Raw genomic sequence first — 13,102 nt, forward strand, 5'->3', positions numbered from 1 at the left:
GATCGGTAGTCCGCGGCGGCCGTCGAGGCGCGGCGAGCTAGCCCGCCGAGCCGGTCAGCAGTCCGCCCAGGTCGGCCGATCCGGTGCCGCCGCCGGGGGTGGTCGGCGCGGCGCTGACCTCGACGGTGACGGTCTTGGCGCTGATCAGCTCCTGGACCGCCTTGATCTCGTGCGATCCGGGGGTCGACGGGGTCCAGGTGATGGTGGCCTTGCCGTCGGAGACCGCGACCGGCTCGCCGATCTGGGTGCCGTTGTCGGTGAAGGTCACCTTGAACAGGAACGACGTCGCGGTGACATCGGCGGTGACGGTGTAGGCGGTGCCCACGTAGTGGGTGGTGCCGCTGACCGTGACGCCCTGCACGAGCGCCGAGGCCTGCGGTGCCACCAGCACCGCGGCCGCGGCGACCGCGGTGAAAGCTGTGAGTCCGAAGCCTGCCCGCCGTGCGTTGGTCTTCATGGAGTTCTCCTGGTTCGCGCTGTCCCACCGCTGTGGGTGTGCGCGACACTATCGAGCCGATCACCGCGCTGTCCGGGAAACAGAAAAACGAATGTTTAAAACTGGGGCCGACCGGTTCGCCGCAGGTGGCGCCGGAATCATCCCGTGCGGATGAGGCGGTCGCCGCGGTGGGCGTCGACACTGGGGTACATGCCGACATCAGGTGCGGTTCGCTATCAGTTCGTCGTCGAGGGCGAGCTCACCGACCGTGCCGTCGCGGCTTTTCCCGAACTTCGGCGCAGCGCGCATTCGGCCACCGGCACCACCACCCTGTACGGCGAGCTCGCCGACAGCACCGCCATGCGCGGCGTGCTCGCCCGCATCGATGTCCTCGGTCTCACCCTGCTCGAGATGTCCCGGCTGCCCGACTGAACGCGACGATTGCCGCTCGTTAGCCGATGTCGGCAACCCGTCATGATGACGACGATCTGATAACGAGCACCGCGACGACGCACGACCCGCAAACGCGCAGGTCGTGTTTCGCCTACCGTCGAACCTGCTGGTGGATCGGCCCCGCAGGGTAGACGACGAGCTCAGGAGTGTGGTGGTGGCAACCTCGTACCGAGCGATAGCTGAAAGCCCGGCGGACGTCGATGCGAGCATCCCGGAACTGTCGTTCGCCTCCGTACGATCCGCCGAGATCAATGCCAGGCTCGACCGCGCCCACGCTGCCGCCGGGCACACGGTGCTGGTGTCCGGACCGGCGGGCAGCGGCAAGACGGTCGCCCTGGTCGACTGGGTGACCCGGTCGCGGCGCCTGCGCTCGGCCGCGGTCGGCTGGCTGACCGTCACCGACCGCCTGGCCGACCGCGGTGACCTGATCCCGGCGATCGCGCAGATCCTCGACCCGTCGGCCGATATCGTCGCCGACGGTGCGCTGCGCACTCCGGTCGACCAGGCGGCCGACCTGGTCGAGGCCATGACGATCACCCTCGATCGCGTGGTTCTGGTCATCGACGACGCCCACCTGCTCACCGACCCGCTGCAACTGGCCGGCCTGGAATACCTGCTCGCCCACCTGCCCCCGACGGTCACCGTGCTGATCGCGGGCCGGTTCGATCCGCCGTTGCGCTGGCACGCGCTGGAATTGGCGGGCAAGCTGACCCGGATCGGCGTCGCCGAACTGACGCTGTCACCGGAGCGGATCGCCCAGCTGTTCATCCAGCACGGCTGCAGGCTCGACGACGCCGAACTGGCCATGGTGCACACCCTCACGCGCGGCTGGGCCGCGCTGGTGCGCATCGCGGCGATCTATCTGGCCGCCAACGCCGAGGACCGCGACACCGCGCTCACCACCCTGGCCAGGCCCTCGCACGCGGTCGCCGATTTCCTCGTCGCCGAGCTGATGCAGTCGCTGCCCGCCCGCACCCTCGAATTCCTGCTCGTCACCGCGATTCCCGGCCGCTTCAGCCTGCCGCTGGCAGAGGAGCTGGCGGGGGAGAACGCGGGACGGATCATCGACGAGTTGCTGCGCGCCAACTTCCCCATGCACACCGTCGCGCACGCGGGCGAGCTGTGGCACACCTACCACCCGCTGCTGCGCGCGTACCTGCTGGCCGAGGCAACGCACACCAGGGCCGAGCGGCTGCCCGCCGTGCACCGCCGGGTCGCCGAGTGGTTCGGCGCCGCGGCGATGCCGGGTCCGGCGCTCGACCACGTCCTGGCCGAACCTGGTGCGCCCGGCCTGGTGCCGTTCCTGCGGGATTGGGGCCTGCGGATGGTCCTCGACGGCACCGGGCACCTGCTGCTCGCCGCGCTCGAGCACGTGCCCGAGCTGGCCGAGGACACCTTCGTGCGCCTGCTGCGCGCCGCCGTCGCGGTGGAGGCGGGCGAAATCGCCACCGCCGAGGTCTATCTCGAAGCCGCCCACGTCGGTCCCGCGCAGGTCCCGCAGCTGGTACCCGTCGGGTGGACCGATGCGCTCGACCGGGCCGTCAGCGCGGGAGTCGCCGTCCTGGTGGGTGATTCGGCCTCGATGAGCTGGCCGCTGCCCGCGGTGACCGGCCAGCCCGATCTCGACTGCTACGCGGCGTTGCACTGCGGCACCGCGCAGATCTCGGGCGGTGAGATCGACAGCGGCACAGCGGCGTTACGGCACGCGATCGTACACGCCGAGAAAACGGGACTCGGTCGCGTCGCGGTGCGCGCGCGGACCGCATCCGCCATCGCCGCGGGATACGTGTGCCGGGTCGGTGAGCTGCGCGCGCTGGCCGACGCCGCGATCGATTGCGCCGATCGCTACGACCTCACCCATTCGCCCGAGGCCGCGTTCGCCCGGGTGATCGCGGCCTACGGCGCCTACCACCAGGGCGAGTCCGTCGAGCTGCCACAGCCAGGCCTGCCCGGCGGGCCGCTGGTCGAGGCCACCGCGCCGGCGCCGGTGCGCCAGGCCGCGGTCATGGCCGGCGTGCTGATGTTCGACGCGGCCCCGGACCGCGCGGCCGCCGCGACCGCACTGTGCAAGCAGGTGCACCGGCTGCTCGACGATGCCCCTGGACTACTCGGCATCGGCGCGCTGGTCACCGACGTGCTGTGGCTGCTGCTGCGCCTGCAGGCCAGGGCCGACGCCCAGCACCTGGTCGATCACGCGACCCGCGTCTTCGGTCCGACGCCGCAGACGGCCGTCGCCGACGCGGGCCTCGCCGTCTACACCCATCGACCCGCCGCGGCGCTGACGCTGCTCGAGCCCCTGCTCACCGGTCCGCCGCCACTGAACACCCGATCGCTGGTCACGGCCTGGCTGCTGGTCGGCGTCGCCGCCGATCGCCTCGATCGCCCCCGCAAGGTCGACGACGCGTTCGAGCAGGCGCTCTCGCTGGCCTGCGGGGAACGGCTGATCCGCCCGTTCCTCGATGTGCCGGGCGCCGCCGAGGTCCTCGACCGGCTTGGCGGCCGCTTCGGCCGCTTCGACGCCTTCGTCGATCTGGTCCGCTCCCACCGCGCGCCCGCCGCCGACGCGCCCCAGCTCACCGACACCGAACTCGTGGTCCTGCGCCAGCTCCCCTCCGGCATGACCGCGGCCACCATCGCCGCGAACATGGGCGTCTCGGTGAACACCGTCAAGACCCACCTGCGCGGCATCTACCAGAAACTCGGCGTCAACGCCCGCGCCGAGGCCATCACCAACGCCCGCCGCGTCGGCCTGATCTGAGCCGTGCGGCCGCATCGGGAAGGGGATCTGATGACCAGTCAGCAGGATGCCTCGGCCGGCATCGAAGCGGGCAACGACACGGCATCGCGCACGCTACCGTTCGACGACACCCAGGATTTCGCCGACGCCGAACGCGGATTCGTCGCCGCGCTGACTCCGGGAGTGGTGCGCAATGCCGCGGGGGACGTGGTGTGGAGCAGCGACGCGTTCGCCTTCCTCGACGGCGAGTGCCCGCCCACGGTGCATCCGAGCCTGTGGCGGCAGTCGAAACTGTGCGCGATGCAAGGGTTGTACGAAATCACCGAGGGCATCTACCAGATCCGCGGACTCGACCTGTCGAACATGACCCTGGTCGAGGGCGACACCGGCGTGATCGTGATCGACCCGCTGATCTCGGTCGAGACGGCCGCGGCGGGGCTGGCGATGTACCGCGAGCATCGCGGTGAACGCCCGGTGACCGGGGTGATCTACTCGCACTCCCACATCGACCACTTCGGTGGCGTCAAAGGCGTGACCACGCAAGACGATGTCGACGCGGGCCGCTGCCCGATCCTCGCGCCGGTGGGATTCGCCGAGCACGCGGTGGCGGAGAACGTGTACGCGGGCACCGCGATGGCCCGCCGGGCGGCCTACATGTACGGCGCTGCCCTGCCGACCGGACCGCTGGGTTCGGTCGGCGCCGGTCTCGGGCCGACGACCTCGATCGGTCGGCCGACGCTGATCACGCCGACGATCTCCATCGAGCACACCGGCCAGGCCGTGACCGTCGACGGGGTAGCCATCGAATTCCAGATGACGCCGGGCACGGAGGCGCCCGCCGAGATGAACTTCTACTTTCCCGACCGGCGAGCGCTGTGCATGGCCGAGAACGCCACCCACACCTTGCACAACCTGCTCACCCTGCGTGGCGCGCTGGTGCGTGACCCGCACGTGTGGTCGAAATATCTCACCGAGGCGATCAACCGCTACGCGGGCCGCTCCGACGTCGTGTTCGCCTCGCACCACTGGCCGACCTGGGACACCGAGCGGCTCACCGAGTACCTCTCGATCCAGCGCGACCTCTACGGCTACCTGCACGACCAGACCCTGCGGGCACTCAACAAGGGCGCCACCGGCATCGAGATCGCCGAGACCATCGAGCTGCCGCCAGCCCTGGCGAACGCGTGGTCGACCCACGGCTACTACGGCTCGGTCAGCCACAACGTCAAGGCGATCTACCAGCGGTACATGGGCTGGTTCGACGGCAATCCGGCGAACCTGTGGCAGCACACCCCGGTCGAATCCGCGGTCCGCCACCTGGATTTCATGGGTGGCGCCGACGAGGTCGTCGCCAAGGCCCGAAAGTCCTACGCCGACGGCGACTTCCGCTGGGTGGCCCAGGTACTGAACTACGTGATCTTCGCCGAGCCGGACAACGCCGAGGCCAAGGCATTGCAGGCCGACACGCTCGAACAGCTCGGCTACGGTTCCGAGAACGGCACCTGGCGCAACTTCTTCCTGACGGGCGCCTACGAGTTGCGCAACGGAAGCGTCGGTACCCCGACGGTGAGCGCGTCGTCGGATATCGGCGCTGCGCTGTCGGTCGAGCAGCTCTTCGACGCGATCGCGTTGCGCGTCGACGGTCCGCGCGCCTGGTCGGCCACCATCGTCCTCGACTGGAAGTTCGCGGACACCGGAACCGTCCACCGCACCCAGCTCCGCAACGGCGTACTCGTGCATTTCGACGTCGAGGGCGATGCCGGACCCGCCGACGCGACCTTCACCCTCACCGAAGCGGACCTACACGCCATCCTGATCGGCGGCGCGGACCTGGGCCGGCTGATCGTCGACGGCCGCGTCACGATCGACGGCGACCCGACCACACTGGCCGAACTGGTCGGCTACCTGGACGACCCCGACCCCGACTTCGCCATCGTGACGCCCTGACGCTGGTCCCGATGAGCGCCCCCGGTCGACGAGACAGGGGCGCTTCGTCCGGGAGTTCTCAGCCGAGCAGCTGATTCTTGGCCGCGGCGAATTCGGCATCGGAGAGCGCGCCAGCCGAATGCAATTCGCTCAGTTGCTTCAACTTTTCGACCAGATCGACCGGCGGGGCGGCGGCGGGTGCGGGCGGTGGCGGCGCATAGGCCGCCTGCTGTTGCGCGTAGGCCTGCTGCTGGGCGGCGGCCTCCTGATCGGCATAGGCCTGCTGCTCGGCCGAGCGTCTGCGCGCACGATTGTTCATCGCGTTGGACGTGGCGGTGGCTGTGCCTGCGATGACCGCGGTCCGGGCCATCGTGCCCAGAAGTCCAGGCCGCCCCATGCGGCCCTGTCGTAGTGGCATGTCGCTTCCTCCTAGCCCGTCGCCGCGGCGGACACCGCGGACTCGACGACATCGCGCGGTATCGGCACGTGCAACGCGACCTCGCCCTCGGCGCCGCGCACCGCCGAGGCCAGCCGCGTCGCCCAGGTCTGTTCGAAGACGAGGATCACCGCCGTGCTGCCCGGCGCCATCGACCCGCGCACGACCTCCACATCGGCGTCGCTGACCAGGTCGATGTCGGCCGCGGTCAGGCCGGTGAGACCCACCTCGGCCAGATCGTCGTCGACCTCGGATTCGGTGACCGTCCCCGCGGCGTCCATGGTCAGCACGATCAGATCCAGCAGGGTCACCAGGCCTTTCCCGACGACCTCGCCTAGTGCGTCGGCGACTGCCTCGTCGACGGCGGTGCCGGGAAAGGTGAGGACGAGGAAATCGACCGGTCCCAGAGCAGCTGTTGATCCCATGGCGTGATCGTGCGCCGATCCGGCCACCCACGCCTCACCCGAATCGGGTGAACCGGCGCCGCCGCCCGCGCTCTAGCGTGGAGGTGTCGAAAGGAATGCCTTATGAACGGCATCGTGGTGGCGGTGGTCGGCGCACTGCTGTGCTTCTACGGCATCAGGTCGGTGAACCTGGGCGTCCTGGCGATCGGGTTCGGCCTCGGCTGGCTGATCGCCGACCTGTTCAATGCCACGTTCTGGTGGCTGGTGCTGATCGGGCTGATCGGCGCGATCTCGGCGTGGGTGGTGACTTCGCTGGTGTTCCGCTTCGCCTCGTACTTCATCGGCGGCCTCGCCGGCGCGATGATCGGCACGAAGCTGGCGACCGTCCTGCAGCCCGGCGACAAGAACGTCGCGCTGAGCATGATCGTCGCGCTGGCGATGGGCGTGGCCGGCGCGTTCCTCGCCGAGAAGTTCCGTGCCCGCGCACTGCTGTGGCTGACTTCGATCGGCGGCGCCAGTATGCTGCTCAGCGGCCTGGGCCGGATGAGCGATTCGCTGGCGTTCCTGCGCGAACCGGAGACCGGTTGGCAGCAGGTCACCTCGACCCTGGCCTGGATCGGCCTTTCGGTGCTCGGCTGGATCACCCAGCGTCATCTGTTCGCCGAGAAGCTCGGGATCCAGCACCTCGCCGGTGACGACGACAAGGCTGCCGAGCAGCGCAAACGCAACGGTGGCTGGCCGACGAGCTAGTCGGCGGGTGCTTGCAGCGCCGGAAACCAGACATCGGTGAGGACCGTGGCGGCCTTGTCGGTGGTGACGTCGATGGTGCCCTGCATGGCCCACCGGGTGAAGAACCGCTCGAGCTGGGCGACCAGCAGTTCGATCCGCAGCCGCGCCTCGTCGCGGCGGTGTTCGGGCCAGCGGGCGAGGTAAGCGGGCATGCTGTCGGCCAGTGTCATGATGCCCTCGCGCGCTACCGCGCGGAACTCCGGTTCGACCGCGGTGGCCTCGTCCCATGCCGGGAGCATGTCCTTGTTCACCAGAAACCAGTAGATCGCCCGGGTCATCCACTCCTCGAACGCCGCCCGGGAACCGGTGGTGAGCACCCGGTCGAGGTCGGCGTAGAACTCCCGGACACTGGTCAGCGTCCCCTCGTTGGCGATCGCCCGCAGCACCTCGCCCTTGCTGGTGAAGTGCAGATAGAACGTCGCCCTGCTGCATCCGACGGCGGCGGCGATGTCGTCGACGCGGACAGCGGAATAGCCCTGGGTCTCGAACAGGGTGCGCGCGGTCTCGACGATCCTGGCCTTGGTGAGGCGTTTCTGCTCCTCACGCAAGGATCCACGGCGGGCGGGTTCGGACGTCATGCGCCCATCCTAGACGATCCGCTCATTCACTAGACATGATGTCCAGCGAAGCGCTATCGTGTGTTCCACGTCACGCGGCATGGTCATCGGCGACCGCGGCCGCTCAGGAGTTGTGCATGGATACACGCGAATTGCCCAGGGTGTGCGTCATCGGCGCCGGACCTTCGGGTATCACCGTCGCCAAACGGCTTGCCGAGTACGGCATTCCGTTCGACTGCTACGAAGCCTCCGACGAGGTGGGCGGCAATTGGTACTACAAGAACCCCAACGGGATGTCGGCCTGCTACCAGAGCCTGCATATCGACACCTCGAAGTACCGCCTGCAATTCGAGGACTTCCCCGCACCCGAGGAATGGCCGCACTTTCCGCACCATTCCCAGCTGCTGCGGTACTTCAAGGACTACGTCGACCACTTCGGGTTGCGCGACCGGATCAAGTTCAACAGCCTGGTCACCGCGGCCGAGCGTGATGACGCAGGCCTGTGGCGGGTGACGACCGCGGCGGGCGGCACCGAGGTCTACGACGCGCTGATCGTCTGCAACGGCCATCACTGGAACCCCCGATTCCCCGACTATCCCGGCGAATTCGACGGTGTGCTGATGCACAGCCACGCCTACAACGATCCGTTCGACCCGATCGATATGCGCGGCAAGCGGATCGTGGTGGTCGGCATGGGCAACTCGGGCCTCGACATCGCTTCCGAACTGTCCCAGCGTTTCCTCGCCTCGAAGCTGTTCGTCTCGGCCCGGCGCGGTGTCTGGGTGCTGCCCAAATACGTGAACGGCCAAGTGGGTGACCGTCGTTCGATGCCCTCCTGGATTCCCCCGAAGGTCGCGCTCAAGCTCAAGCAGCGATTCGTGCGGAAGAACCGCGGCGACATGCGGAACTACGGCCTGCCCGCGCCCGATCACGAGCCGTTCGAAGCGCATCCCTCGGCGAGCGAGGAGTTCCTGCACCGGGCGGGCTGCGGTGACGTGGAGTGCAAGCCCGCGATCACCCGGTTGGACGGCGACACAGTGCATTTCGCCGACGGCAGCAGCGAGCGGGTCGACGTGATCGTGTGCGCCACCGGCTACCACATCAGCTTCCCGTTCTTCACCGACCCGGCGCTGGTGCCCGACGCGGCCAACCGGTTCCCGCTGTACCAGATGATGGTGCAGCCCGGCGTGGACAACCTGTTCTATCTCGGCCTGGCCCAGCCGATGCCGACGCTGGTCAACTTCGCCGAGCAGCAGAGCAAGCTGGTCGCCGCCTACCTGGCCGGCCGCTATCACCTGCCCCCGCGCGAGCAGATGGAGCAGGTGCTCGGCGAGCAGGAGGCCAAACGTGCCGGGCGCTATTACGATTCGCCGCGCCACACCATCCAGACCGAGTTCGAGCCGTACGTGCGCTCGCTGACCAAGGAGCTGGAACGGGGTGCGAAACGGGCCGCCGCCACGGGCAACAGCCTGCCGGTGCCCGCGCGCGCGACGGCGGGGGCGGTGTGATGAGCGGAACCTCCTCTGGCTTCTGTCTGGACGAATTCGCCGGTGTGCGTGCGGCATTCGACGAACAACTCGCCTCCGGCGCCGAACTCGGCGCGGCGCTGTGCGTCACCGTCGACGGCGATCCGGTGCTCGATCTGTGGGGCGGGTACGCCGATCCGGCGAAAGCCACGCGGTGGGGCGCCGACACCCTGGTCAACGTCTTCTCGGTCACCAAGACGATGACGGCGCTGTGCGCCCTGCTGCTGGTCGACCGCGGCGACCTCGACGTCGACCAGCGCGTGGCAGGCTACTGGCCCGAGTTCGCGGCCAACGGCAAGGCGGACATCCTGGTCAGGCAGCTGCTCTCGCACACCTCGGGCGTCTCCGGCTGGGACAAGCCGATCGCGCTGTCCGACATCTACGACCACGAGGAAGCCGCGGCCCGGCTCGCGACCCAGGCGCCCTGGTGGGAGCCGGGTACCGCCTCGGGCTATCACGCCATCAACTACGGACACCTGATCGGTGAACTGGTGCGCCGCATCACCGGTCGTTCGCTCGGCCGGTTCTTCGCCGAGGAACTGGCGGGCCCGCTCGGCGCCGATTTCCACATCGGCACCGGACCCGAGCACGCCGACCGGATCGCCACCCTGGTCCCGCCGGAACTGCCCGAGTTCGACCTGTCGACCCTGGACCAGGACAGCGTGCTCATCAAGACGCTCACCAGTCCGTGGCTCGAGGTCGCCGAGACCGCGACACCGGCCTGGCGCCAGGCCGAGATCGGCGGGACCAACGGACACGGCAACGCGCGCTCGGTGTCCCGGATCCAGTCGCTGATCGCCAACGGCGGCGAGCTCGGCGGCAGGCGGTTCCTGTCACCCGCCACCATCGACCTGATCTTCCGTGAGCAGGCCGACGGCATCGACCTGGCCCTGCTGACCCCGCTGCGGTTCGGCATCGGCTACGGCTTGCCGCGCCCGCAGACCTTCCCGCACATCCCCGACGGTCGGGTCTGCTGGTGGGCGGGCTACGGCGGCTCGATGGTCGTCAACGACCTGGATCGCCGGATCACCTTCGCTTACACCATGAACCGGATGGCGACGGGCTTGATCGGCTCCGACCGCTGCGACCGGTACCTGAAGGCCACCTTCGACGGAGCGGCCCGATGACCATGCGTGCGATGCAGCTGACCGCGCCGGGCACCCTGGAATTGCGGACGGTGCCCGTGCCCGACATCGGCCCGGACGATCTGCTGTTGCGGGTCGGCGCGGCCGGGATCTGCCACTCGGACTCGTTCGTGCTGAGCCTGCCGTTCCCGATGAGCGAGAAGCCACTCACTCTGGGCCACGAGATCGCGGGCACGATCGAGGCGGTCGGCGCGCAGGTGGCCGGGCGCCATGCCGGCGAACGCGGGATCGTGTACCTGTGCTGGTCGTGCGGTGAATGCCGGGAGTGCCTGCGCGGCAACGAGAATGTCTGCCTGGCCGCAGGGCGCACGGCCATGCCGCCGTGCCCAGGGCTCGGCCCGGACGGCGGTATGGCCGAATACGTCCGGATTCCCGCGCGTTCCTTCGTGCCCATCGGCGACATGGACTTCGCGCAGGCCGCGCCGCTGGCCGACGCGGCGCTCACCCCGATGCACGCCATCCGCGGCACGCTGGATCAGCTGTGGCCGGGCGCCACCGCGGTCGCCATCGGCATCGGCGGCCTGGGGCACGTGGCGGTGCAACTGCTGAAGGCGATGACGGAGACCCGGGTCATCGCCGTCGACGTGGATGCCGACAAGCTGGCCCTCGCCACCGCCTGTGGCGCCGATATCGCGCTGCGCGCCGGTGACGACACCGCGGCCACCATCCTCGAACTCACCGGCGGCCGCGGCGCCGAGGCGGTATTCGACTTCGTCGGTGCCGACGCCACCACGAAACTCGCCGTCGAAACAGTCGCGCCCAACGGCGCCTACCGAATGGTCGGGCTGGCGGGCGGCGTTCCCGGCATCGACTCCGGTCCGGCGGGTGGACCCGGCCTGCCGTGGGGCGCCACGGTGCGCAAGTCCTACGGCGGCACCAGAACCGACCTGCTCGACGCGGTGGCCCTGGCCGCCGCGGGCAAGGTGCGCGCCGAGATCGAACGCTTCGACCTCGCCGACGCCCGCACCGCCTTCGACCGACTCGACTCCGGCGCGATCCGTGGCCGCGCCGTCCTGATTCCCTGATGGAGAACACCATGTCCGAAGCCGTAGACCCGCAGGAATTCGTGGCGAAGGTCGCCGCGGGGCTCACCGCGCCCGGCGCGCCGTTCGAGCTGACCGTCGAACCCGTGCTCGGTGTGCCGATCCCGGTGCTGGCGCAGCGCCACCGCAGCCTGCGTGAACTCCTCGAACACTCGCTGACCTGGGGTGAACGCGACTACCTCGTCACCGAGGACCGCCGGACCTCCTTCGCCGAACACGCCGCGGCCGCGGGCGCGCTGGCCATCGCGCTGGCCCGCCGCCATGGCGTCGGCAAGGGCGACCGCGTCGGCATCCTGGCCGCCAACGGCCCGGACTGGGTGATCGCGTTCTGGGCCGCGCAGTGCCTCGGCGCGATCCCGGTCGGCTACAACGCCTGGTGGGCGCCGCCGGAGATCGCCTACGGACTCGACCACACCACGCCCACCGTGCTGATCGCGGACGCGAAAAGGGCCGCGCTGGTGCCCGGCACCGACATCCCGGTGCTCACCATGGAGACGGATCTGCCCGCACTGATCGCCGAGTTCGGCGGCGGCGAGATCCCCGCGACGCCGGTCGACGAAGACGACCCGGCCGTCATCCTCTACACCAGCGGGACCAGCGGCAGGCCGAAGGGCGTTGTGCATTCGCAGCGGAACATGGTGGCGATCAGCGACTATCACCGTTTCACCGACGCCATGCTCGCCGCGTTCGCCGGTCAGCCGCCCAGCGACGCGCCGAGCGATCGCCGGTACCTGGTCACCGCGCCGCTGTTCCACATCGCCAGCCTGCACAACCTCGTCGTCCCGCGACTGCTGACCGGCGCCGCCGCGGTGTTCCCGCACGGCGCGTTCGAGGTCGGCCGGGTGCTGAGCCTGGTCGAGCGCGAGCGGGTCACCAACTGGGCCGCGGTGCCGACCATGGCCGCCCGCCTGCTGGAACACGATGTCGCCCAGCATGATCTGTCCTCGCTGGCCGCGCTCTCCCTCAATTCCGCGCCGTCCTCGCCCGCGCTGTTGGCCAGCCTGCGCGAAAAGATTCCATCCTTGCAGTTCGCCCTGACCACCAGCTACGGACTCACCGAGAGCGGCACCGCGGCGACGGTCGCCACCCCGCTGGACCTGGTCGCCGACGACGCTTCGGTCGGCAAGCCGATCTTCGGTGTGGCAGTGGAGATCCGCGACGCCGATGGCAACGCGGTCCCGGACGGCGAGGAAGGCGAGATCTGCATCCGCAGCCCCTACGTGATGCTCGGCTACTGGAACGACGAGGCTGCCACCAAGTCCGCCATCGACGACGAACGCTGGTTGCGCTCCGGCGATTTCGGCACACTGCGCGACGGCAGGCTCACCGTGTCGGGCAGGCGTACCGATCTGATCCTGCGCGGCGGGGAGAACGTGTACCCCACCGAGATCGAGAACGTGCTGTGCGAGCACCCCGCGGTCGCCGAATGCGCGGTGTTCGGGGTCGCGCATCCCGATCTCGGCCAGGAAGTGGCGGCCGTGGTGGTCGCCGAGCAGGGCACGGTGGACCCCGAGGAACTGCGGGCCTTCGTCGCTGCCCGGCTCGCGTACTTCAAGGTGCCCGTCCGCTGGCGGATCACATCAGATGCTCTGCCGCGCAACGCGACAGGAAAGGTCACACGGCGCGATCTCGCGCTGTAAGGGGTGAAAA

Annotated in this window: 12 protein-coding genes; 8 read left to right on the forward strand and 4 right to left on the reverse strand. The window is 69.3% G+C overall.

Annotated features, from left to right (window positions below):
- Positions 1-37 precede the first annotated feature (37 nt).
- Positions 38-457 carry an Ig-like domain repeat protein gene (locus tag ACFWF2_RS17755; protein ID WP_379308509.1) on the reverse strand — a complete coding sequence of 140 codons (420 nt, stop codon included), beginning with the start codon at positions 455-457 and terminating at the stop codon, positions 38-40.
- A 189-nt stretch (positions 458-646) separates the two neighbouring features.
- Here ACFWF2_RS17755 and ACFWF2_RS17760 point away from each other — a divergent pair, with 189 nt between their 5' ends.
- The 3 genes from ACFWF2_RS17760 to ACFWF2_RS17770 all read left to right on the forward strand — a co-directional run bounded on the left by ACFWF2_RS17760 (position 647) and on the right by ACFWF2_RS17770 (position 5,573).
- Positions 647-868: a hypothetical protein gene (locus ACFWF2_RS17760; protein ID WP_379308510.1), complete on the forward strand. Its 222-nt coding sequence runs from the start codon at positions 647-649 to the stop codon at positions 866-868.
- A gap of 175 nt (positions 869-1,043) precedes the next feature.
- Positions 1,044-3,647 (forward strand): LuxR C-terminal-related transcriptional regulator, encoded by a 2,604-nt coding sequence (locus ACFWF2_RS17765; protein ID WP_379308511.1) that lies wholly within the window; start codon positions 1,044-1,046, stop codon positions 3,645-3,647.
- Between the two features lie 30 nt (positions 3,648-3,677).
- Entirely contained in the window at positions 3,678-5,573 is a 1,896-nt protein-coding gene (locus tag ACFWF2_RS17770) for an alkyl/aryl-sulfatase (RefSeq protein WP_379308512.1), read from the forward strand.
- A 58-nt stretch (positions 5,574-5,631) separates the two neighbouring features.
- On the opposite strand, the gene ACFWF2_RS17775 is transcribed toward ACFWF2_RS17770, so the two are convergent.
- Both ACFWF2_RS17775 and ACFWF2_RS17780 read right to left on the reverse strand, forming a co-directional pair.
- Positions 5,632-5,970 (reverse strand): SHOCT domain-containing protein, encoded by a 339-nt coding sequence (locus ACFWF2_RS17775; protein ID WP_379308513.1) that lies wholly within the window; start codon positions 5,968-5,970, stop codon positions 5,632-5,634.
- 11 nt (positions 5,971-5,981) lie between these two features.
- Positions 5,982-6,413, reverse strand: a complete 432-nt coding sequence (locus tag ACFWF2_RS17780; RefSeq protein WP_379308514.1) for a DUF6325 family protein — start codon at positions 6,411-6,413, stop codon at positions 5,982-5,984.
- 102 nt (positions 6,414-6,515) lie between these two features.
- Here ACFWF2_RS17780 and ACFWF2_RS17785 point away from each other — a divergent pair, with 102 nt between their 5' ends.
- The gene (locus tag ACFWF2_RS17785; RefSeq protein WP_379308515.1) at positions 6,516-7,142 is read left to right on the forward strand and encodes a DUF4203 domain-containing protein; all 627 of its coding nucleotides are present in this window, start codon (positions 6,516-6,518) and stop codon (positions 7,140-7,142) included.
- Here ACFWF2_RS17785 and ACFWF2_RS17790 read toward each other — a convergent pair.
- Positions 7,139-7,759 (reverse strand): TetR/AcrR family transcriptional regulator, encoded by a 621-nt coding sequence (locus tag ACFWF2_RS17790; protein ID WP_379308516.1) that lies wholly within the window; start codon positions 7,757-7,759, stop codon positions 7,139-7,141. The genes ACFWF2_RS17785 and ACFWF2_RS17790 overlap by 4 nt on opposite strands.
- 116 nt (positions 7,760-7,875) lie before the next feature.
- On the opposite strand from ACFWF2_RS17790, the gene ACFWF2_RS17795 reads away from it, so the two are divergent.
- Genes ACFWF2_RS17795 through ACFWF2_RS17810 form a run of 4 tightly spaced genes read left to right on the forward strand, consistent with a single transcriptional unit; the run spans position 7,876 to position 13,092 of the window.
- A complete protein-coding gene (locus ACFWF2_RS17795) occupies positions 7,876-9,246 on the forward strand; it encodes a flavin-containing monooxygenase (protein WP_379308517.1) in 1,371 nt (456 codons plus the stop codon).
- Entirely contained in the window at positions 9,246-10,391 is a 1,146-nt protein-coding gene (locus tag ACFWF2_RS17800) for a serine hydrolase domain-containing protein (RefSeq protein ID WP_379308518.1), read from the forward strand. Before ACFWF2_RS17795 ends, ACFWF2_RS17800 begins: the two co-directional genes overlap by 1 nt.
- A gap of 2 nt (positions 10,392-10,393) precedes the next feature.
- Positions 10,394-11,434, forward strand: coding sequence for an alcohol dehydrogenase catalytic domain-containing protein (locus tag ACFWF2_RS17805; RefSeq protein ID WP_379308543.1), 1,041 nt, complete (start codon positions 10,394-10,396; stop codon positions 11,432-11,434).
- Positions 11,435-11,445: 11 nt separating this feature from the next.
- Positions 11,446-13,092 (forward strand): class I adenylate-forming enzyme family protein, encoded by a 1,647-nt coding sequence (locus ACFWF2_RS17810; RefSeq protein ID WP_379308519.1) that lies wholly within the window; start codon positions 11,446-11,448, stop codon positions 13,090-13,092.
- The last annotated feature ends 10 nt before the right edge of the window (positions 13,093-13,102 follow it).

The organism is Nocardia sp. NPDC060259 (assembly GCF_042728775.1).
Taxonomy (GTDB): domain Bacteria; phylum Actinomycetota; class Actinomycetes; order Mycobacteriales; family Mycobacteriaceae; genus Nocardia.

Bases quoted from the DNA above. Each gene is read 5' to 3' on its own strand.
- ACFWF2_RS17755 (WP_379308509.1), bottom strand. From the start codon at position 457: ATGAAGACCAACGCACGGCGGGCAGGCTTCGGACTCACAGCTTTCACC.
- ACFWF2_RS17760 (WP_379308510.1), top strand. From the start codon at position 647: ATGCCGACATCAGGTGCGGTTCGCTATCAGTTCGTCGTCGAGGGCGAG.
- ACFWF2_RS17770 (WP_379308512.1), top strand. From the start codon at position 3,678: ATGACCAGTCAGCAGGATGCCTCGGCCGGCATCGAAGCGGGCAACGAC.
- ACFWF2_RS17775 (WP_379308513.1), bottom strand. From the start codon at position 5,970: ATGCCACTACGACAGGGCCGCATGGGGCGGCCTGGACTTCTGGGCACG.
- ACFWF2_RS17780 (WP_379308514.1), bottom strand. From the start codon at position 6,413: ATGGGATCAACAGCTGCTCTGGGACCGGTCGATTTCCTCGTCCTCACC.
- ACFWF2_RS17785 (WP_379308515.1), top strand. From the start codon at position 6,516: ATGAACGGCATCGTGGTGGCGGTGGTCGGCGCACTGCTGTGCTTCTAC.
- ACFWF2_RS17790 (WP_379308516.1), bottom strand. From the start codon at position 7,759: ATGACGTCCGAACCCGCCCGCCGTGGATCCTTGCGTGAGGAGCAGAAA.
- ACFWF2_RS17795 (WP_379308517.1), top strand. From the start codon at position 7,876: ATGGATACACGCGAATTGCCCAGGGTGTGCGTCATCGGCGCCGGACCT.
- ACFWF2_RS17800 (WP_379308518.1), top strand. From the start codon at position 9,246: ATGAGCGGAACCTCCTCTGGCTTCTGTCTGGACGAATTCGCCGGTGTG.
- ACFWF2_RS17805 (WP_379308543.1), top strand. From the start codon at position 10,394: ATGCGTGCGATGCAGCTGACCGCGCCGGGCACCCTGGAATTGCGGACG.
- ACFWF2_RS17810 (WP_379308519.1), top strand. From the start codon at position 11,446: ATGTCCGAAGCCGTAGACCCGCAGGAATTCGTGGCGAAGGTCGCCGCG.